Below are 19,579 nucleotides of genomic sequence, written 5' to 3' on the forward strand. Positions count from 1 at the left end.
CCGTGGTCGGCGGTCACGCCGTGGCTCCTTCTGGTGGGACGAACAGTCGGCTGGGTCAGCTGGTGGCGGTCTTCTTCAGCGCGGCCTTCTTCAGTGCCCGGGCGCGGCGGGCGACCCGCCGCACCGTCTCGTTGCGCGGGATGAAGCCGAGCTGGGACGGGACGGCCCCGGGCAGGGCGAGCGCGGTCAGCCGGCGGCGCTTGAAGTAGCGCCAGGTGCGGGCGTCCAGATGGGCGGCGAGATAGCGCTCCGCGGCGGGCCGCAGACCGGGGTAGATCTTCGCCTGCATGCAGAAGCCGACGGCGGAGACGAGCCCGTTCAGCTTCTGCCCCGACCGCTCGTCCACCGGAGCGGCCCCGGCGGCCACCGCCTTGTGGTCCTCCAGGTCCGGCAGCAGCGCGTCCACGATGGTGACGGGCACCCGGTTGCTGTTCTGGTACGGGGTCAGCCGCTCCAGCAGCACATCGGTGCCGATGCGGGCCACCGGCAGTCCGTAGAAGACGCTCGCGGTGAGCAGCGCGGTGGAGAAGCAGCCGATGACCAGACCGGGTTCCATGCGCTGGTAGAGCACCTCGGCGAGGACCGGGGTGTCCACGACGGTCAGCTCCGCGCCCAGTTCCGCGGCCTTCTTCTCCAGCATCCGCGACCAGCGCGCCGGGGCGGTCGGATGCGGTTTGAAGACGACCGTGCGGTGGCCGAGCGCGACCGCGCCCCGCAGCATCCGCACATGCAGCTCTTCCTCCTCCTCCGGAGTGAGGATGTCCAGCGCGGACAGGTACTGCCCCAGGATCAGGGCGGGCCCGGTGCCGGTGGCGACACGCTCAGTCGGAGAAGCGGTCGCGGAGGTGACGGCGCGCGGGGCGGCCTCGCCGATCTCGGCGAGCACCTTGGTGAACGTCTCGGTCGGCAGCACCTCGGCCGGTACGTCGAACTCGGTGAGCAGCAGCGGCTTCAGCCCCGGCACCAGGTCGAGGTGGAGCAGCCGCCGGATGCGGGTGCCGACCAGCGGGTCGAGCTTGTTTCGGGTCGGGCCGTAGCTCATCAGCCCGTCGGCGTAGACGTCGATGGGGGCGCCCTGGAACACCTGGGCGATCGCCATCGCCGGGCTGACCTGGATGGACTCCAGGATCAGCTCGATGTCGTCCTCGCCGAGGTTCCACAGCAGCCGCAGATGGCGCTCCCACAGCGGGGCGTCGTCCTGGCGCGGGGACCAGCCGCCGGGGTGGAAGGGGCTGATCGTCTCGTTCCAGGACAGCACCCGGTCGAAGCGCGGCCGCAGCCGCTCGAAGCCCGGCATGTCGTCCACGGCGGGCGTGGTCTCCGGCGTCGCGGCGTTGTTGCTGACCAGCAGCAGCCGGCGGTCGGCCGGTCCGACACTGCCCGCGTCGATCGCGGCGGCGAGGGTGGCCGCCCCGTACAGGGTGGAGGCCATGAAGATCTGGGTGCGCTTGCGTTCGCCGCGCGGGGTGTAGGTCAGGGTCGCGGACATCAGGCCGCCACCTCCGTGCCCGCGCCGCGGCGCTTCAGCCGCCGCAGCCGGGCGGCACGCTCGTAGTCCATGGAATCCAGCGCGTCCTTCAGTACGTCCTGGGGCATGCGCTTCAGCGCGGCCGCCGACATCGAACGGAGCTTGCGGGCCACCTGCGGCTCGAAGCGTTCGATGTTTCCGAGATGGTGGGAAATGATCGCGCAGTAGGTGCGCACGGCCTTGGGGAGCAGGGTGTCCGCGTCGCGGTCCCGCGCCGTTTCCTCGATGACCTGGTCGAAGGCGCGGATGAAGTCGAGCTGCCGCACATCGCCGATCTGGGTGAGCGAGGAGGAGACGCCGCGCCGGTAGAAGACGCCGTGCAGGCCGAGGACGGCGAAGCTGCGCGCCTCGCGGTGCAGCCGCCAGATCCAGGGCCGGTCCTCGGCGGTGCGCAGCCCGTGGGTGAAGTGGAGAAGCCCCTCGTCGGCCAGCCGCCGGTGGTACATGCCCGCCCAGGCGAAGGCGTAGTCGACCGAGGTGGAGCGGTCGGCGGGCAGGATCACCTCCCGCGGGTTCATCACCTGGTCCCGCAGGCCGTGCGGCACCCGGTGGACCGAGCGCTTGCGGCCGGTGCACTGGACGTGGTCGGTGCGCACGAAGTCGCACCCCAGGTCCTCCATGGCGGCGAGCAGTTGCTCGTAATACCCGGGCGCGAGCCAGTCGTCGCCGTCGAGGAAGGTGATGTACTCGCCGGTGGCCGCGTCCAGACCGGTGTTGCGCGCGGTGGCGAGCCCGCCGTTGTGCTCATGACGGATGTAGACGGCCCCCGGAAGCTCGCGCTCGGCGCGCTCGAGGATCTCCGGTGTCCCGTCGGTCGCATGGTCGTCGACGAGAATGAATTCAAAGTCCGCGCGTGCGTTCGCACGAAGACTTCTGAGCGTGTCAGGGGCATAGGTCTGCACGTTGTAGAACGGCACGATGACGGAGAGCTTAACCACGCGGGTGACGCTAGGTCGCCGGGCGGCATTCGTCTTGACCGCAGGTGTACGTCAAGGTGAACGAAATACGTCGGAACGGTTAACCCGCTGCTCCGGCCAGCCGATTCGCCATTCGTCGACGCGCTGTTAACCCTTTGTTGCTCCTGCGTTGGGCCGTGAATCGAAATCCCTTCCTAGCGTCTCCGACGTGCCCTCACGTATCAAATCCCCTGTGCGAGTAGCCGTGCTCGCCGACTCCGACACCCGGTGGAAATGGGGCGCGCTCACCGCGCAGCGCCTCGTCCCCGACAGCTCGGATTCCCAGGAAGCGGGTTCAGCGGGTTCAGGCCGTCGCCTGGACGGCTACTTGCTGCGCGGCCGCGCCACGCCGACCGTCCGGCAGCTCGCCGAGGTCGGGGTGCGCACGGACTCGCTGCGTGAGGTGACGGGCATCGAGTTCGTGCGGTCCATGGACCGCGAGAAGTACGACGTGATCGTGCTGTCCCTGGTGGGCGGCGGCGTCCAGGCCATGCTGCACGCCCTCGCGCACGCCTGGCAGGGCGCCACCCGCCGCCCGGTGATCGTCACCGGCTATGTGGGCGTCGTCTACGAGAAGCTGGCCGACGGGCTGTTGCTGCGGCACGGCGCCGACGTGGTGCTCGCCAACTCGCGCCATGACGCGGACCGCTTCCGCGAGGTGTACACCGGCGTCGGCGCCTCCGGTGACAGCGTCACCGAGTGCGCGCTCCCCTTCCTCGGCGGCGCCCGCTACGACGAGAAGGCCCGGCAGGCGCGGAAGTATCCCGGCGGCACGGTGGTGTTCGCCGTCCAGCCGTCCGTGCCGGACAATCGCGCCGACCGTACGTACCTGCTGCGCCGGGCCGTCGACCACGCCCGCCGCCACCCGGACCGCGAGGTCGTGGTGAAGCTGCGCTCCAAGCCGGGCGAGCACACCACGCACATCGAGGAACTGCCGTACCAGAAGCTGATCGCCAAGTTCGGCGACGGGCTGCCGCCCAACTTCCGCCTCGCCTACGGGAACATGGGCGAGGTCCTGGACACCACCGACCTGCTGGTGACCATCAGCTCCACGGCCGCTCTGGAGTCCCTGCACCGCTCCATTCCGACCGCGATCCTCACCGACCTCGGAATCCGCGAGCCGCTGGGCAACCACCACTTCCTCGGCTCCGGATGTCTGGCCTCGTGGGACGAGCTGGACGCCGGATACCGGCCCGAGCCCGATCCGGAGTGGCTCGCCCGCCAGGGCGTGGCCGCCGACGGGGCGTACGAGACCGCGTTCGACACCGCCCGGGACAAGGTCTCCGCCCTGGCCGCGGCCGAATCCCTCCCGGCGCTCGCCCCCTACTACACCCGGGCCACCGCGCCCGGCTATCTGCCCCGGATCCTTCAGCGCTACGGCTTCGAGCCGGACGGCCGGCCCCGCCCGGGCGCCGCCTCCCTGGACGAGGCCGAGGTCGGCGGATTGCGGCGGGTCGTACGCAACACCGTGCGGGACGCGGCGCGCGGCGCCTACCGGCATGGCGTCCAGCGCGTGGCCCCGGTCATCCGGCGGATGGGGGAGCTGTGAGCGACGCGCGCGCGGCCGCCGGGCGGCAGGTGACGACGATGGCCGCGCCTCTGCGCCGTGTGGGCGGAGAAGCGAACGGAACAGCGGCTGTGAGCGATGTAGCGAACCGCGGTGGGGCCCTGAGCGAACGGGTCACATCCGAATTCCCCGAAGGAGCCGCCATGCCCGCATCGAGCCCCCGTGTGCTCGCCGTCATTCCCGCCCGCGGCGGGTCGAAGGGCGTGCCCGCCAAGAATCTGGCCGCCGTCGGCGGTGTGCCGCTGGTCGCCCGTGCCGTGATGGAGTGCCGGGCCGCCCGCCTGGTGACCGACGTGGCCGTCTCCACCGACGACGCGGGCATCGCCGCCGCGGCGCGCGGCGCGGGCGCCGTGGTCGTCCAGCGGCCGACCGACATCGCGGGCGACACCGCCACCAGCGAGGCTGCGGTCATCCACGCGATGGACGCGTACGAGGCGATGCACGGCACCACCGTGGACGTCGTCCTCCTGGTGCAGTGCACCAGTCCGTTCATCGTCCGCGAGGACATCGACGGGGTGGCCGGCGCGGTCGCCGAGAAGGGCGCGGACAGCGCGCTGACGGTGGCACCCTTCCACGGCTTCGTCTGGCGCGAGGGCGACGACCCGGGCAGGGACGGCGGCGACGGCGTGAACCACGACAAGTCGTACCGCCCGCGCCGCCAGGACCGCCCCCAGGACTTCCTGGAGACCGGCGCCGCCTACGCCATGGACGCGCGCGGCTTCCGCGAGGCCGGGCACCGCTTCTTCGGCCGCACCGAGCTGGTGCGCACCGACCCCGCCCGGGTGCTGGAGGTCGACGACCCGCACGACCTGGCCCGCGCCCGCGCCCTCGCCCCGCTGCTGGACGCGGGGCGCCCGGGCGCCCTCCCCACCCGCGACGACATCGACGCGGTGGTACTCGACTTCGACGGCACCCAGACCGACGACAGGGTGCTGATCGATTCCGAAGGACGCGAACTCGTCTCCGTGCACCGCGGCGACGGGCTCGGGATCGCCGCACTGCGCCGAGCGGAGCTGGCACTGCTGATCCTGTCCACGGAGAAGAACCCGGTCGTCGCCGCGCGGGGCCGCAAGCTGCAGGTCCCCGTGCTCCACGGCATCGACCGCAAAGATCTCGCACTGAAGCAGTGGTGCGAGGAGCAGGGCATCGCGCCGGAGCGCGTGCTCTACGTCGGCAACGACGTCAACGACCTCCCGTGTTTCGGCCTCGTCGGCTGGCCCGTGGCGGTCGCAGGTGCGCACGACGTCGTGCGCGGCGCCGCACGTGCGGTCACCTCCACCCCCGGAGGAGACGGCGCGATCCGCGAGATCGCCTCGTGGATTCTCGGAAAGGAACTGTCTTAAGTGAGCTCCAACTCTCGCCTCCGCACCCTCGGCGCGAAGACCGCCGGACCCGGCCGGCCGGTTTACATCACCGGTGAGATCGGCATCAACCACAACGGCGACCTGGAGAACGCGTTCAAGCTGATCGACGCCGCCGCCGACGCCGGCTGTGACGCGGTCAAGTTCCAGAAGCGAACCCCGGAGATCTGCACCCCGCGTGACCAGTGGGACATCGAGCGGGACACGCCCTGGGGCCGGATGACCTACATCGACTACCGCCACCGCGTGGAGTTCGGTGAGGACGAGTACCGCGCCATCTCCGAGCACTGCGAGAAGCGCGGCATCGACTGGTTCGCCTCCCCGTGGGACACCGAGGCCGTCGCCTTCCTGGAGAAGTTCGACGTCCCGGCGCACAAGGTGGCCTCCGCCTCGCTGACCGACGACGAGCTGCTGCGCGCCCTGCGGGCGACCGGCCGCACGATCATCCTGTCGACGGGCATGTCCACCCCGAAGCAGATCCGCCACGCGGTGGAGGTGCTCGGCAGCGACAACATCCTGCTGTGCCACGCCACCTCCACGTACCCGGCCAAGGCCGAGGAGCTGAACCTGCGCGTGATCAACACGCTGCAGGCCGAGTACCCCAACGTGCCGATCGGCTACTCCGGCCACGAGACCGGTCTGCAGACCACGCTGGCCGCCGTCGCGCTCGGTGCCGCGTTCGTCGAGCGCCACATCACCCTGGACCGCGCCATGTGGGGCTCGGACCAGGCCGCCTCCGTCGAGCCGCAGGGTCTCGCCCGCCTGGTGCGTGACATCCGCGTGGTCGAGGAGTCGCTGGGCGACGGCGTCAAGAAGGTCTACGAGAGCGAGCTGGGCCCGATGAAGAAGCTGCGCCGGGTCTCCGGTGTGGTCGCCGACACCGAGGCCGACGACCGCGAGCCCGTCGCGGTCTGAGCCTTCTTCCGTGATTCCACCGGCCGGTCGGACCGGCCCACGCCCGGAAGCGGCGGGATCCCCCGGCTCCTCGGGGGGACACCGCCGCTTCCGGGCCCTGCCCTTGGACGGTGTGATGTCTTCGGACGGTGTGATGTCTGTGGACGGTGCGACTGTGGACGGTGCGATGTCTGTGGACGGGGCGGCGCCCGGGAGCGGCGCCAAGACCGCCGCCACCCTCGCCTTCGTCGAAAGCCCGGTCCAGCTCCTCAACGTGCTGGAGTGGGCGTACGCGGACGCGCTGCGCGCCCCGGGACCGGACCCGGCCGCGCCCCCGGGGCCGCCGGGTCGCGGGGACGAGCCGTCCCCGCTGCCGTCGCTGGGCCGGGCCGCCGACCTCACCGTCGTGGTGCTCTCCCCGCACGATCCGATGACCCGCGGCCAGCTGCGCCGGATGGCCGAGCTGGCGCGCGACGAGGGCATCACGGTGCGCTGGGAGGACGCGCGGGGCGGGGCCGGCGCCCCGCTGAAGACCATCGGCGGGCTGCGCGGACCGCTGCGCCGGGCCGCCCGGATCGTGATCGGGGATCCGTTCTCCCGCTACGTCCAGCTGCTGCTGACCCTCACCCGGGCCAAGGACCTGGTCGTGGTGGACGACGGCACGGCCACCATGGAGTTCGTCTCGCAGCTGGCCAACGGGGAGCGTCTGGTGCGCTGGCACCGGCGCGGCAGCAGCCGCGGAGCGCGCGACATGGTGTTCGCGCCGTTCTCCGCCACCGCGCGCCGCAAGCTCACCCCGGGCCGGAAGCGCCGGGTCGAGGTCTTCAGCTCGATGCCGGTCGAACCGCCCCCCGGGGTCACCATCACCGCCAACGACTTCGCGTGGACCCGGGCCCGCTTCGGCCCGCCCCGGATCACCCGCGGCACCGACCTGGTCGGCACCTCCCTGGTCGAGACCGGCGTGGTCGACCTGGAGCGCTATCTGGAGGCGGTCGGCTCGCTGGCCGGGGCCCACGGCGCGACCCGCTACTTCGCCCACCGCCGGGAGAGCGCCGAGAAGCTCAGCCGGGTCTCGCACGAGGTGGGGCTGGAGATCGTACGGCCGGATCTGCCGCTGGAGCTGATAGCGCGGCGCGGCCCCATCGGGCACACCATCGTGAGCTTCCCGTCCACCGTGGTGCACACCCTGCCGCTGGCGCTCGCGGGCACCGAGGTGAAGGTCGCCGTGTACGACGTCGACCCGGCCTGGCTGACCAGCGACGCGTCCCCGCGCGCCCAGGGGTTCCTGTCGGGCGTCACCGGCACCGCGCGGGACGTCCACCGGCTCAGCTCGGTGCCGTCGCCCGCCGACCCCCCGGAGCCGTCGCCCGCCGACCGCCGGGAGCCGTCGCCCGCCGACCGCCCGGAGACGTCGGCCATGTCGGCCAGGGTCCCGCCGGCCGCCGTGCCCCCGGCCGCGCCCGGCGCCCCGGTGACCGCGTCGTGAGACGGGTCCCCCATGTGGCGCTTCTCACGAAAGGATCACACGCTCACCGAGAAGCGGACTGTTATACCCCCTGACTAGGGAGATCATGCACCGGCCGGGGTAGTTTCCCGCCTCGAACGGGTTGAAGTTTTGTTGATCGACATTCGCGGCACCCCAAGGTCGTTCTACGCTTCCTTGGGTGAAGCAATTGATGTCCCTCGATGAGACCGATGCCACACCTTCTGCCGACGCGGCCCTGCCCGGCGCGCTCCCCGATGAGCTGCGCGCCGAACTGATCGCCTTCCGGCGGGACTTGCACATGCACCCCGAGCTGGGAAACTGCGAGTTCCGCACCACCGCCGCCCTCAAGGCGCGGCTGGAGAAGGCGGGCCTCACGCCCCGCGTCCTGCCCAGCGGCACCGGCCTCATCTGTGACATCGGCCCCTGGGACGGGGTGACCCCGGCGCTCGCGCTGCGCGGTGACATCGACGCCCTGCCCATCCCGGACACCAAGACCGTCCCGTACCGCTCGACCGTCGCCGACCGCGCGCACGCCTGCGGCCACGACGTCCACACCACCGTGGTCCTGGGCGCCGGTCTGGTCCTCGCCGAGCTGGCCCGCGAGGGACGGCTGCGGCGCCCGGTGCGGCTGCTGTTCCAGCCCGCCGAGGAGGTCCTGCCGGGCGGCGCGGCCGACGCGATCGAGGGCGGCGCCCTGGACGGCGTCGGCCGGATCCTCGCCCTGCACTGCGACCCCAAGGTCGAGGTCGGCCGGATCGGGCTGCGCACCGGCCCCATCACCTCGGCCTGCGACCGGCTGGAGATCTCCCTCGACGGGCCCGGCGGCCACACCGCCCGCCCCCACCTCACCACCGACCTGGTCACCGCGACCGCCAAGGTGATCACCGAGGTGCCCGCGCTGCTGGCCCGCCGGGTCGACGCCCGCTCCGGGCTCGCCGTCACCTGGGGCCGGGTCGAGTCCGGCCACGCGTGCAACGTCATCCCGCAGCACGCCGAGCTGTCCGCCACCGTCCGCTGCCTGGACCTGCCCGCCTGGCGCGCCGCCCCGGACCTGGTGCACGCCGCGATCGACGAGGTCGCGACCCTCCACCGCGCCAAGTCGGAGATCAACTACATCCGCGGGGTCCCGCCGGTGGTCAACGAGGCGACCTCCACCGAGCTGCTGCGCGACGCGATGGTGGCCCGCCGCGGCTCGATCGCGGTCGAGGACACCGAACAGAGCCTCGGCGGCGAGGACTTCTCCTGGTACCTGGAGAAGGTGCCCGGCGCGATGGCCCGGCTCGGCGTGCGCAGGGTCGGCGACACCACCCGGCGCGACCTCCACGCGGGCGATTTCGACGTGGACGAGGGCGCCATCGAGGTGGGTGTCGAGCTGTTCACCGCAGCGGCTTTGCTCGAACGAAACGTTCTGTAGAGCCGGCCGTCACGAGGGGTTCGCGACGATCCGATAACGGCTTCGGAGCGGGCCTTTATCTGGGATCTACGCGCGTTACGATGCGGCGGAGCCAGCGCCGCAGAGAGGCGCTTCGAGATTTCAGAGGGGACCCTCGTGCGCCGGGTATCCACGATAGCTGTCGCGGGCATTGCCACCGCGGCTCTCGCATTCTCCGTCACCGCCTGCGGCAGCAGCTCCGAAGAGGCAACCAAGAACGCCGGCGTCGGCCTCGCCTATGACGTCGGCGGCCGCGGCGACCACTCGTTCAACGACTCCGCGGCCAAGGGCTACGACCGCGCCCTGAAGGACTTCAAGGTCAAGGGCAAGGAGCTGACCGCGAAGGACGGCGACACCGACGCCGACCGCTACGACAAGCTGGCCAGCCTCGCCGAGGCGGGCTACGACCCGGTCGTCGGCGTCGGCTACGCGTGGACCCCCTCGCTGACCAAGGCCGCCAAGAAGTACCCCGACACCGACTTCGGCATCGTCGACTCCGTCGTCGACTCCAAGAACGTCGCCAGCCTGGTCTCCGCCGAGCACGAGGGCTCGTACCTCGCCGGGGTCGCCGCCGGGCTCAAGACCAAGTCCGACAAGGTCGGCTTCATCGGCGGCACCGACAGCGCGCTGATCAAGAAGTTCGCGGGCGGCTTCCAGCAGGGCCTGAAGGACACCAACCCCAAGGCCTCCCTCGACGTCCAGTGGGTCCAGGTCGGTTCGCCCAAGGGCTTCGGCATGCCGGACCGCGGCAAGGACATCGCCGAGGGCATGCTCTCCAACAAGGTCGACGTGATCTTCTCCGCTGCCGGTGGCTCCGGCGCGGGCGCCATCGAGGCGACCGGCAAGAAGAAGGGCACCTGGTCGATCGGCGTGGACGGCGACCAGTACTACGACAAGGGCCTGGCCCCGTACAAGAACGCGATCCTGACCTCCATGGTCAAGAACGTCGACGGTTCGGTCTACGACTTCATCAAGAGCGTCGTCAAGACCAAGAAGCCCGAGCACGGCGTGCAGTCCTACGACCTCAAGCGCGGCGGCGTCGGCCTCTCGTACTCCGGCGGCTTCATCGACGACATCAAGCCGAAGATCGAGACGGCCAAGAAGAAGATCATCGACGGCAAGATCAAGGTCGCGGACACTTACAAGTAGCCGGTCCCCGTCGCCGAGGACCTGTCGCCGACGGACCCTGGGGGGCGTGCCTGACGGGCGCGCCCCCTGCCTCTACCTCCCGCCCCTCAGGAGTGCGCCATCAAAGCCGCCAGCCCACCCAAGGGCGTCCCCGCCGGTGACGTCGCGGACGCCGCCGTCCAACTCCGCGGAATCACCAAGCGGTTCCCCGGAGTCGTCGCCAACCACGACATCGACATCACCGTGCGACGCGGTACCGTGCACGCCCTCGTGGGCGAGAACGGCGCGGGCAAGTCCACCCTGATGAAGATCCTCTACGGGATGCAGCGCCCCGACGAGGGCACCATCGCCATCGATGGCGCACCCGTGGCACTGCACTCCCCGGCGGACGCCATATCCCGCGGCGTGGGCATGGTGCACCAGCACTTCATGCTCGCCGACAACTTCACCGTGCTGGAGAACGTCGTCCTCGGCGCGGAGAAGCTGCACGGCATCGGCGGCAAGGCGCGCGCCCGGATCAAGGAGATCTCCGACGCCTACGGCCTCGGCGTCCGCCCCGATGTCATGGTCGAGGACCTGGGCGTGGCGGACCGCCAGCGCGTGGAGATCCTGAAGGTCCTCTACCGGGGTGCCCGCACCCTCATCCTCGACGAGCCCACCGCGGTCCTCGTCCCGCAGGAGGTCGACGCGCTCTTCGCCAACCTCCGCGACCTCAAGGCCGAGGGCCTGACCGTCCTGTTCATCTCGCACAAGCTGGGCGAAGTCCTCTCCGTGGCCGACGACATCACCGTCATCCGGCGCGGTACGACGGTGGCCTCCGTCGTCCCCTCCGAGACCGACCCGCGGCGGCTCGCGGAGCTGATGGTCGGCAGCGAACTGCCCTCGCCGGAGACCCGCGAATCCACCGTCACCGACACCGAGATGCTGCGGCTGGACGGGGTGCGGCTCACCGCCACCGACGTCGACGGCGTCGAGCGGGCCGTCCTGGACGACATCGCCTTGCGCATCCGCAAGGGCGAAGTCCTCGGCATCGCCGGGGTCGAGGGCAACGGGCAGGCCGAACTGGTCGAGGCCATCATGGGCATGCGGGACCCCGACGCGGGCACCATCACCCTCGACGGCACCGACATCTCCCACGCGCCCACCCGCAAGCGGCGTGAGGACGGCATCGGTTACATCCCCGAGGACCGCCACCGGCACGGCCTGCTGCTGGAGGCCCCGCTGTGGGAGAACCGCGTCCTCGGCCATGTCACCGAGGCGCCCAACAGCAAGGGCGGCCTGCTCAACCCGGCCGCCGCCCGCCGTGACACCCAGCGCATCGTGGCCGCGTACGACGTCCGTACCCCCGGCATCGAGGTCACCGCGGCCTCGCTGTCCGGCGGCAACCAGCAGAAGCTGATCGTCGGCCGCGAGATGAGCCACCACCCCAAACTGCTCATCGCCGCGCATCCGACGCGCGGCGTGGACGTCGGCGCGCAGGCGCAGATCTGGGACCAGATCCGCACCGCGCGCCGTGAGGGCCTGGCCGTGCTGCTGATCTCCGCCGACCTGGACGAGCTGATCGGCCTGTCCGACACCCTGCGGGTGATGTACCGGGGCCGGCTGGTCGCCGACGCCGATCCCGCCACGATCACTCCGGAGGAGCTGGGCTCGGCCATGACCGGCGCGGCGTCCGGCCACCTGGAAAGCCCCGCGGTGGAGACGGCCGGGGGAGAGGACTGATGAAGAAGTTCGACAAGGAGCGGGTGCTCCTCGCGGTCGCGGCCCCGCTGCTCGCGCTCGTCGCCGCGTTCCTCCTGACCGCCCTGGTGCTGGCCGCCACCGGCAAGGCACCGTTCGACGCCTTCGGCATCATGTTCGACTACGGCGTCAAGGCGGACAGCCAGGTCTACATCCTCAACAAGGCGACCACGTACTACCTGGCGGGTCTGGCGGTGGCCATCGGCTTCCGGATGAACCTGTTCAACATCGGTGTCGACGGCCAGTACCGGCTCGCCGCGTTCTTCGCCGCCGTCGTCGGCGGGGCGCTGGGGCTGCCGGGCCTGGTGCAGATCCCGCTGATCATCCTCGTCGCCATGCTGGTCGGCGCGATGTGGGCGTCCATCGCCGGACTGCTCAAGGTCTACCGAGGGGTCAGCGAGGTGATCAGCACGATCATGCTGAACTCCCTCTCGTCCATCCTCATCAGCTATCTGCTGGTCGACGGGCGGCTGGCCGATCTCGACAAGCAGACCAACATCGTGGCCACCGACCCGCTGCCGTCCTCCAGCCACTTCTTCACCATCCCGGCGGGCGGCGACCTCGACCCCATCTGGGGCTTCATCGTCGTCGCCGCGCTCGCCGGGGTCGGGTTCTGGTTCCTCCTCGGCCGCACCCGCTTCGGCTTCGACCTGCGCGCGGTGGGCCGCTCCGAGTCCGCCGCCCAGGCCAGCGGCGTCGACGTCAGGCGCATGGTGCTCACCAGCATGCTGCTCTCCGGCGCGATGGCCGGGCTCATCGGCATGCCGATGCTGCTCAACGACACCCACCAGTTCACCTCCGACTTCCCGGCCGGGATCGGCTTCACCGGCATCGCCATCGCCCTCCTCGGCCGCAACAACCCGGTCGGCATCGCGCTGGCCGCGGTGCTGTGGGGCTTCCTGGAGCGCGGCGCCAACCGGCTGGAATTCGAGGGCTACGACAAGGAGATCGTCGGCGTCATGCAGGGCGTGATCGTCCTGTGCGTCGTCATCGCGTACGAACTGGTGCGCCGCTACGGGCTGAAGCGCCAGCAGCAGCGGGTCGGCGCGGAACTCGCCGCGCAGGCGCGTACTTCGGACTCCAAGAAGGAGGTGGCGGTATGAGCGCCACGGCTACCGCCACCAAGGACACCCCCACGGCACCCGGGAAGAAGCCCGGCTCCCGGATGTCCGTCGCCACGGTGCTGCTGATCGTCGCCGGGGCGCTGGTCGCGCTGTCGGTGCTGCGAGCCCTGGCCGGGGCCACGCAGGCGTCCGCGTTCGAGAACATCACCTCCTCCGGCCAGATCGGCGCCGCCCTCTCCATGGCCGTGCCCATCGGGCTGGCGGGCCTCGGCGGGCTGTGGGCCGAGCGGGCGGGCGTCGTCAACATCGGCCTCGAAGGCATGATGATCCTCGGCACCTTCTTCGGCGCCTGGGCGGGCTACCAGTCCAACCCCTGGGTGGGCGTCCTCGCCGGAGTCCTCGGCGGCGCGGTCGGCGGGCTGGTGCACGCGGTCGCCACCGTCACCTTCGGCGTGGACCACATCATCTCCGGTGTCGCGATCAACATCCTCGCGCTCGGCGCCACCGCCTACCTCGCCAAGCGCTGGTTCGAACCGCTCTCCGACATCGGCGGCAGCCCCAAGCAGTCCCCGCAGGTCGACGACATCGCGTCGTTCACCGTGCCGGGCCTGTCCGATGGGCTGGCCACCGTCGAGAACCACCACTGGTTCCTGGTCTCCGACCTCGCGGGCCTGCTCGGCGGCCTGGTCACCGACATCTCCGCGCTGACCATCGTCTCGATCCTGCTCTTCGCGGGCACCTTCTTCGTGCTGTGGAAGACCTCGTTCGGGCTGCGGCTGCGGTCCTGCGGCGAGAACCCCACCGCCGCCGAATCCCTCGGCGTCAACGTCTACCTGTACAAGTACGCGGCCGTCGTCGTCTCCGGCGGTCTCGCCGGACTCGGCGGCGTCTTCCTCGCGCTGGTGCGCTCCCACATCTACAACGAGGGCCAGACCGGCGGCCGCGGCTACATCGGCCTCGCCGCCATGCTCTTCGGCAACTGGCGGCCCGGCGGCCTCGCCATGGGCGCGGGCCTCTTCGGCTACTCCGACGCCCTCCAGCTGCGCAACGGCGGCGCCACCGTCCACGCCCTGCTGCTCCTGGTGGCCTTCGGGCTCGCCCTCCTGGCGGGCCGGCGGCTCTACCGTAAGAGGTACGTCGCGGGCGCGGTGTCCGGCGGCGCCGCGATCCTGCTGGTGCTCTGGTACGCGCTGACCGACACCGTGGCCAACGACCTGGTCCCGGCGACCCCGTACATCGTCACCCTGCTGGTCATGGGCCTCGCCGCACAGCGGCTGCGGATGCCCAAGGCCAACAACAAGCCCTACCGGAAAGGACAGGGCACATGACCACACCCGCCGCGGCCCCCGATCGGAGCCCCGACTGGGAGTCGCTGCGCAGCGCGGCCCGGGACGCCATGTCCCGGGCCTACGCCCCCTACTCCCGCTTCCCCGTGGGCGCCGCCGCCCTCGTCGACGACGGCCGCACGGTCAGCGGCTGCAACGTGGAGAACGCCGCGTACGGCGTCGCGCTGTGCGCCGAGTGCGGCCTGATCTCCGCCCTCTTCGCCACCGGCGGAGGCCGCCTCACCGCCTTCACCTGCTGCGACCGCGACGGGGCCGTGCTGATGCCGTGCGGCCGCTGCCGCCAGCTGCTGTGGGAGCACGGCGGCCCCGAGCTGAGGGTGGACACGGCGTCCGGCATCCGCCCGCTCGCCGAACTCCTCCCGGACGCGTTCGGCCCGGCCGACCTGGCCCGCATCAGTGCCCACGGCTGACCGCACCTCGTACGAAAGGCCCTTCCCGCACATGGACGCCATCTCCGTCATCCGAGCCAAGCGCGACGGCGGCCGCCTGAGCGACGCCCAGATCGACTGGATCATCGACGCCTACACGCGCGGTGAGGTCGCCCACGAGCAGATGTCCGCCCTCGCGATGGCGATCTTCCTGAACGGCATGGACCGCGCGGAGATCGCCCGCTGGACCGCCGCGATGATCACCTCCGGTGAGCGGATGGACTTCTCCTCGCTGCCCCGCCCGACCGCCGACAAGCACTCCACCGGCGGCGTCGGCGACAAGATCACCCTGCCGCTGGCGCCCCTGGTCGCAGCCTGTGGGGCGGCCGTACCGCAGCTCTCGGGCCGGGGCCTCGGCCACACCGGCGGCACCCTCGACAAGCTGGAGTCCATCCCCGGCTGGCGGGCCGCGCTGTCCAACGACGAGATGCTGTCCGTACTACGTGATGTGGGCTCCGTCATCTGCGCGGCGGGCGACGGCCTCGCGCCCGCCGACAAGAAGCTCTACGCGCTCCGCGACGTCACCGGCACGGTCGAGTCGATCCCGCTCATCGCCTCCTCGATCATGTCCAAGAAGATCGCCGAGGGCACCGGCTCCCTGGTGCTGGACGTCAAGGTCGGCTCCGGCGCCTTCATGAAGGACGTGGGCGCCGCCCGCGAACTGGCCACCACCATGGTCGGCCTCGGCGCCGACCACGGCGTCCGCACCTCCGCCCTGCTCACCGACATGTCCACCCCGCTCGGGCTGACCGCGGGCAACGCGCTCGAAGTCCGTGAATCCATCGAGGTGCTGGCGGGCGGCGGCCCCGCCGATGTCGTCGAACTCACCCTCGCGCTGGCCCGCGAGATGCTCGACGCGGCCGGTCTGACGGACGCCGACCCCGCCAAGGCCCTCGCCGACGGCACCGCCATGGACGTATGGCGGCGCATGATCACCGCCCAGGGCGGCGACCCCGACGCGTCGTTGCCGGTGGCCCGCGAACAGCACATCGTCACGGCCGACTCCACCGGCGTCCTCACCCGCCTCGACGCGTACGCGGTGGGCGTCGCCGCCTGGCGGCTGGGCGCCGGGCGCGCCCGCAAGGAGGACCCCGTCCAGGCGGGCGCGGGCATCGAGATCCACGCCAAGCCGGGCGACCACGTCACCGCCGGACAGCCCCTGCTGACCCTCCACACGGACACCCCGTCGGCGTATCCGTACGCGCTGGAGGCCCTGGACGGCGCTACCGACTACGCCCCGGCGGACACCGGATTCTCCCCGAAGCCGATCGTGCTGGAGCGCATCGCCTGACGGACGCCCGGCCGGATTTAACCGGTGGGCGGCAGCGGCGTCCGTCTCTACGCTGACCCGTATGCCGTCCACCGACCGCCTGCTCGCCTTCGCGGCGATGTCGTTCCTGCTGATCGTCGTCCCCGGCCCCAGCGTGCTGTTCGTGATCGGCCGCGCGCTGGCGCAGGGCCGCCGCGCCGCCCTGACCTCGGTCCTCGGCAACACTCTCGGCGCGTACACCCTCGTCGTGGCCGTGGCGCTCGGGGTCGGCACGCTCGTGGAGCGCTCGGTGCTCGTCTTCACGGCGCTCAAGCTGGCGGGGGCCGCGTACCTGGTGTACCTGGGCACGAAGGCCATACGCGGGCGCCGCTCCCTCCCCGCCGCCCTCACCGGCGGCGGCGCCACCGCCCACGGCGGCCTGCGCACCCTGGGGGAGGGGTTCGCCGTCGGGGTGGCGAACCCCAAGACCATCGTCTTCTTCGCCGCCGTGCTCCCCCAGTTCGTCGACCGCGACCAGGGCCATGTAGCGGTCCAGATGCTGCTGCTCGGCGTGGTCTTCAACGCCATCGCGCTCGCCTCCGACAGCGTCTGGGGCCTGGCCGCCGCCACCGCCCGCGGCTGGTTCGTCCGCTCGCCCCAACGCCTCGCCCTGGTCGGCGGCGTCGGCGGCCTCACCATGATCGGCCTCGGCGTCACGGTCGCCGCGACGGGCCGCACGGAGTAAGTGGGGCACTGAGGGACGCACGTCAAGGCCAGGTCTGTTCGATGCGATCCCGTCGTACGGCGTAGGCCGCGGGGCCGCCCTTTCCTACGGCGCTGTAGAGCGCGTGACGGTGTGAGTCGAGCCGTTCGACCATGCCTCCTCCGCGACGCCTCGTGCCAGATTGAGCCACCTCCCTCGGGGCGTCCGTTCAGCATCGTTGCGCGGATGGCCTCCCGCCTGCCGCTCCCCGCACGGGTTCAGCATGCTGCCCTCCCCTCGGTCCGGCAGTCGCGGCAGAGCCGGCCTGGCGCGGATGCGCGGAAGGCGCGTTCGCAGCCGTCGCAGTTTCGCCAGGGGAGGGCGGGGGGCGCCTTGGGCGCGGCGGCGGGCCGTGGGGGCGCGGGGAGGGGTGGTTCGCCGAGGCGGAAGGCGAGGATGCGGGCGGGGCGGGTCAGCAGGCGGTCGGGGAGCCGGGCGGTGAGGGCGGCGGTGATCTGCGCGGGGCCCACTCCGGCGGCGAGCCATTCGCTGACGCCGGGGGCGAGTTCGACGATGTCCCGTCGGGACAGGATGAGCCGGGGGTCGGCGAGGCGGAGCGACGCGAGGATGGTGACCGCCCGTTCGTCGGCCTCGGCCTCGGCTGATGGCTCGGCAGCGGCAGCGGCTTCGGGCCCGGGCCCGGGCCCGGGTGTCGGCTTCACCTCGGCCGCGCGGCGCCTTCGGGGCCGTGGCGGGGCCGGTGGTGGTGTGGGCGCTCCCTGGCCCGGTACGTCGTAGAAGTAGGTACGGGTACGGATCGCCCCGCCGGGTCCGCGCTCGCGCCGCCGTTCCAGGTATCCGGCGGCTTCCAGCTCCCGTAAGGCCCGGGAGATGAGGATCTCGCCTTCGGTGAAGTGCGCGCACAGGGCGGCGATGCTGACGGGGGTGCCGTCGGGGAGCGAGGAGATGTAGGCCGCGACGCCGATGGTGACCGCGCTGCCGCGTCGCTGTGCGAGGTCGTTGGCGATGACGGTGAAGTCGGCGGTGAGGCGGGTGCGGATGTGGATCACGCCGGAGGTCGGTGCTCCGGCGTCGGCGCGCGTGGGCGCGTTAGACTGCGCGTCAGCCATCGGGAAGCTCACTTCTTCCTGATCGGTCAGGCCCTCGATCGGGATTGCCGTCCCGGCGGGGGCCGTCGTTTTGCGGTTGTTGCCGTGAACGTAACGACCGTCGTGCCGTCACCGCAAGCCGGTCACCCGTACGAGTGAGCGCAGCCGGAAGGGTGGGTGGGCGGGAGTTCTTCACCCCGGTTCTCTGGGGGAGTTCGCGGCCCACCGGGCCCTTGGGTACGAGGCCCCGGTCGGGCCGGAAAGCCGACGGCGGCCGGTGCCCGGAAGGCCCGGAGCCGGTGGGGCGAAGGGACGGGAGATGACCAACTCCCGGCTTCCCAGGGCCGGGGGACTTCCGCCGAACCCCGTACGCCACCCACGTCACACCCACCGGCGTTTCGGCCACCCCCGGCCGGGCCGGAAGCCGTGCGCCACGGCGACCACGCGTTCGATGGCCCCGCATTCCCGGGCCGCCGCTTCGTCCGGAATCGAGCGCGTTCGAAACGCCCGCCGTCTCGTTGAGCCTGGCATCGCCGGACCATCCAGGTGCGGCGGCGACCCGAGGAGGGCTCCTGGTGACCGTGACCGACACCTCGACCGAACGCTCCGCAGCGCCACCCCCTCCACCGCCCGCGGTCATCAGCTTCGAGGGGAAGCACTCCCCGGCTCCGGCAGAGCTCCGGTGTACGCGGGCTTCCACTGGTCTCAGGACGGCGACGAACCGGCGGTGGCCCGGGTCAGCATCGTCGTCCTGCCGCTGGCGGATCCCGCCCGGATCGTCGCGGCCGACTGGGGCGACGGCTACAACGGCTACGAACCGGCACCGGTGGACGGGTACGGCGTCCTGTGCGGCGAGCCGTTCGATCCCCTGCATGTGAGGGGACGCGACGCCGAGGCCGATCTCCGCGAGGCCAAGCGGATCATCGCGACCGGCGACGCCGAGGGCCGCCGGGTCAACTACGCCGAGATCGTCACCGAACCGGACCACGGCGGCAACGCCCTGTTCTTCCCGGTCACGGGGGAGGAACGAGACGGCTACGAGGCGCTGGAGGAGGACGGAACGGTCGTCTGCCTCGCCTTCACCTCCTACGACTTCGATTAGCTAGCCGTCGTCGACGCCCTCCACCGCGTCGGGGACGAGCACGACCTCCTGCGGGGTCCAGCAGTCCGAACGCTCGGTGGCCACCTCGGCCGCGCACGGCGGCACACCAGGTTCGGGCCGTCGCAGCCGTCGCAGCCGTCGAGGCCGCAGCAGCCGTTCCGCCGTCCGCGCAGCGTGGTCGGCTCGGTGCCACGCACATCCGCCCGGGCCAGGACGATGCCGCTCAGCCCCGCGCGCCGCAGCCCCAGGGCGGCCCCGGCGGTGTGTGGCCGGAAGACCCGCTCCCCGGCTTCGGGCGGGTCGTAGGCGAAGGTGCCCGGACGCGTCCGTGGCGGGCACTCCTCGCCCTTCGGCAGCTCGTACGGCGCCGGGGCGCTGTCCGCGTCGGGCAGCGGCACCTCTCGTACGGGCCCGGCGACATCGCCGTGACAGCGGCCGCAGCGGAAGAGGACCATGCCCGCCATTGTCCGTCCGCTCCCGGGCTCC

The 19,579-nt window shown here is 71.6% G+C and carries 17 protein-coding genes; 13 read left to right on the forward strand and 4 right to left on the reverse strand.

The annotated features are described in order from the left end of the window. Positions 1–55 precede the first annotated feature (55 nt). Positions 56–1,489: a polysialyltransferase family glycosyltransferase gene (locus ASC60_RS04885; RefSeq protein WP_055546924.1), complete on the reverse strand. Its 1,434-nt coding sequence runs from the start codon at positions 1,487–1,489 to the stop codon at positions 56–58. Further along, on the reverse strand, positions 1,489–2,466 hold the full coding sequence (locus ASC60_RS04890; protein WP_055546925.1) for a glycosyltransferase family 2 protein: 978 nt from the start codon (positions 2,464–2,466) through the stop codon (positions 1,489–1,491). Before ASC60_RS04890 ends, ASC60_RS04885 begins: the two co-directional genes overlap by 1 nt. Before the next feature lie 223 nt (positions 2,467–2,689). Between ASC60_RS04890 and ASC60_RS04895 the strand changes: the two genes are divergently transcribed. The 12 genes from ASC60_RS04895 (at position 2,690) to ASC60_RS04950 (ending at position 16,924) form a co-directional block, all read left to right on the forward strand. Next, positions 2,690–4,033 (forward strand): DUF6716 putative glycosyltransferase, encoded by a 1,344-nt coding sequence (locus tag ASC60_RS04895; RefSeq protein WP_199830874.1) that lies wholly within the window; start codon positions 2,690–2,692, stop codon positions 4,031–4,033. Positions 4,034–4,194: 161 nt separating this feature from the next. Next, complete coding sequence (locus ASC60_RS04900) at positions 4,195–5,394, forward strand: acylneuraminate cytidylyltransferase (RefSeq protein WP_055546929.1); 1,200 nt, start codon at positions 4,195–4,197, stop codon at positions 5,392–5,394. Continuing rightward, positions 5,395–6,327 (forward strand): N-acetylneuraminate synthase family protein, encoded by a 933-nt coding sequence (locus ASC60_RS04905; RefSeq protein ID WP_055546931.1) that lies wholly within the window; start codon positions 5,395–5,397, stop codon positions 6,325–6,327. It begins immediately after the preceding gene. Positions 6,328–6,493: 166 nt separating this feature from the next. Continuing rightward, the gene (locus tag ASC60_RS04910) at positions 6,494–7,792 is read left to right on the forward strand and encodes a hypothetical protein (RefSeq protein WP_079038156.1); all 1,299 of its coding nucleotides are present in this window, start codon (positions 6,494–6,496) and stop codon (positions 7,790–7,792) included. 190 nt (positions 7,793–7,982) lie between these two features. Further along, the gene (locus ASC60_RS04915) at positions 7,983–9,206 is read left to right on the forward strand and encodes an amidohydrolase (protein WP_055546934.1); all 1,224 of its coding nucleotides are present in this window, start codon (positions 7,983–7,985) and stop codon (positions 9,204–9,206) included. A 135-nt stretch (positions 9,207–9,341) separates the two neighbouring features. Further along, positions 9,342–10,373 carry a BMP family protein gene (locus ASC60_RS04920; protein WP_055546935.1) on the forward strand — a complete coding sequence of 344 codons (1,032 nt, stop codon included), beginning with the start codon at positions 9,342–9,344 and terminating at the stop codon, positions 10,371–10,373. 99 nt (positions 10,374–10,472) lie between these two features. After that, positions 10,473–12,074, forward strand: a complete 1,602-nt coding sequence (locus tag ASC60_RS04925; RefSeq protein WP_055546937.1) for an ABC transporter ATP-binding protein — start codon at positions 10,473–10,475, stop codon at positions 12,072–12,074. After that, positions 12,074–13,195, forward strand: coding sequence for an ABC transporter permease (locus ASC60_RS04930; protein WP_055546939.1), 1,122 nt, complete (start codon positions 12,074–12,076; stop codon positions 13,193–13,195). Before ASC60_RS04925 ends, ASC60_RS04930 begins: the two co-directional genes overlap by 1 nt. Next, positions 13,192–14,484: an ABC transporter permease gene (locus tag ASC60_RS04935; protein WP_055546941.1), complete on the forward strand. Its 1,293-nt coding sequence runs from the start codon at positions 13,192–13,194 to the stop codon at positions 14,482–14,484. Before ASC60_RS04930 ends, ASC60_RS04935 begins: the two co-directional genes overlap by 4 nt. Further along, positions 14,481–14,912: a cytidine deaminase gene (locus tag ASC60_RS04940; RefSeq protein ID WP_055546943.1), complete on the forward strand. Its 432-nt coding sequence runs from the start codon at positions 14,481–14,483 to the stop codon at positions 14,910–14,912. Before ASC60_RS04935 ends, ASC60_RS04940 begins: the two co-directional genes overlap by 4 nt. Before the next feature lie 31 nt (positions 14,913–14,943). Continuing rightward, complete coding sequence (locus tag ASC60_RS04945) at positions 14,944–16,221, forward strand: thymidine phosphorylase (RefSeq protein WP_055546945.1); 1,278 nt, start codon at positions 14,944–14,946, stop codon at positions 16,219–16,221. A 61-nt stretch (positions 16,222–16,282) separates the two neighbouring features. After that, a complete protein-coding gene (locus ASC60_RS04950; RefSeq protein WP_055546947.1) occupies positions 16,283–16,924 on the forward strand; it encodes a LysE family translocator in 642 nt (213 codons plus the stop codon). Between the two features lie 236 nt (positions 16,925–17,160). Here ASC60_RS04950 and ASC60_RS04955 read toward each other — a convergent pair whose 3' ends face one another. Beyond that, positions 17,161–18,012: a hypothetical protein gene (locus ASC60_RS04955; protein ID WP_055546949.1), complete on the reverse strand. Its 852-nt coding sequence runs from the start codon at positions 18,010–18,012 to the stop codon at positions 17,161–17,163. Positions 18,013–18,673: 661 nt separating this feature from the next. On the opposite strand from ASC60_RS04955, the gene ASC60_RS04960 reads away from it, so the two are divergent. Continuing rightward, complete coding sequence (locus ASC60_RS04960) at positions 18,674–19,093, forward strand: hypothetical protein (RefSeq protein ID WP_055546951.1); 420 nt, start codon at positions 18,674–18,676, stop codon at positions 19,091–19,093. Here the strand turns inward: ASC60_RS04960 and ASC60_RS41490 are convergent. Then, positions 19,090–19,548 carry a hypothetical protein gene (locus tag ASC60_RS41490; RefSeq protein ID WP_159043205.1) on the reverse strand — a complete coding sequence of 153 codons (459 nt, stop codon included), beginning with the start codon at positions 19,546–19,548 and terminating at the stop codon, positions 19,090–19,092. The genes ASC60_RS04960 and ASC60_RS41490 overlap by 4 nt on opposite strands. Positions 19,549–19,579 lie beyond the last annotated feature (31 nt).

Origin of the sequence: Streptomyces sp. NBRC 110028, from assembly GCF_001417735.1 — a bacterium.
In the GTDB taxonomy this organism is placed as follows: Bacteria; Actinomycetota; Actinomycetes; order Streptomycetales; family Streptomycetaceae; genus Streptomyces.

Coding starts and splice junctions, on each gene's coding strand:
- ASC60_RS04885 (WP_055546924.1), bottom strand. CDS start 1,489: ATGTCCGCGACCCTGACCTACACCCCGCGCGGCGAACGCAAGCGCACC.
- ASC60_RS04900 (WP_055546929.1), top strand. CDS start 4,195: ATGCCCGCATCGAGCCCCCGTGTGCTCGCCGTCATTCCCGCCCGCGGC.
- ASC60_RS04910 (WP_079038156.1), top strand. CDS start 6,494: ATGTCTGTGGACGGGGCGGCGCCCGGGAGCGGCGCCAAGACCGCCGCC.
- ASC60_RS04915 (WP_055546934.1), top strand. CDS start 7,983: ATGTCCCTCGATGAGACCGATGCCACACCTTCTGCCGACGCGGCCCTG.
- ASC60_RS04930 (WP_055546939.1), top strand. CDS start 12,074: ATGAAGAAGTTCGACAAGGAGCGGGTGCTCCTCGCGGTCGCGGCCCCG.
- ASC60_RS04935 (WP_055546941.1), top strand. CDS start 13,192: ATGAGCGCCACGGCTACCGCCACCAAGGACACCCCCACGGCACCCGGG.
- ASC60_RS04940 (WP_055546943.1), top strand. CDS start 14,481: ATGACCACACCCGCCGCGGCCCCCGATCGGAGCCCCGACTGGGAGTCG.
- ASC60_RS04945 (WP_055546945.1), top strand. CDS start 14,944: ATGGACGCCATCTCCGTCATCCGAGCCAAGCGCGACGGCGGCCGCCTG.
- ASC60_RS04950 (WP_055546947.1), top strand. CDS start 16,283: ATGCCGTCCACCGACCGCCTGCTCGCCTTCGCGGCGATGTCGTTCCTG.
- ASC60_RS04955 (WP_055546949.1), bottom strand. CDS start 18,012: ATGGCTGACGCGCAGTCTAACGCGCCCACGCGCGCCGACGCCGGAGCA.
- ASC60_RS41490 (WP_159043205.1), bottom strand. CDS start 19,548: ATGGTCCTCTTCCGCTGCGGCCGCTGTCACGGCGATGTCGCCGGGCCC.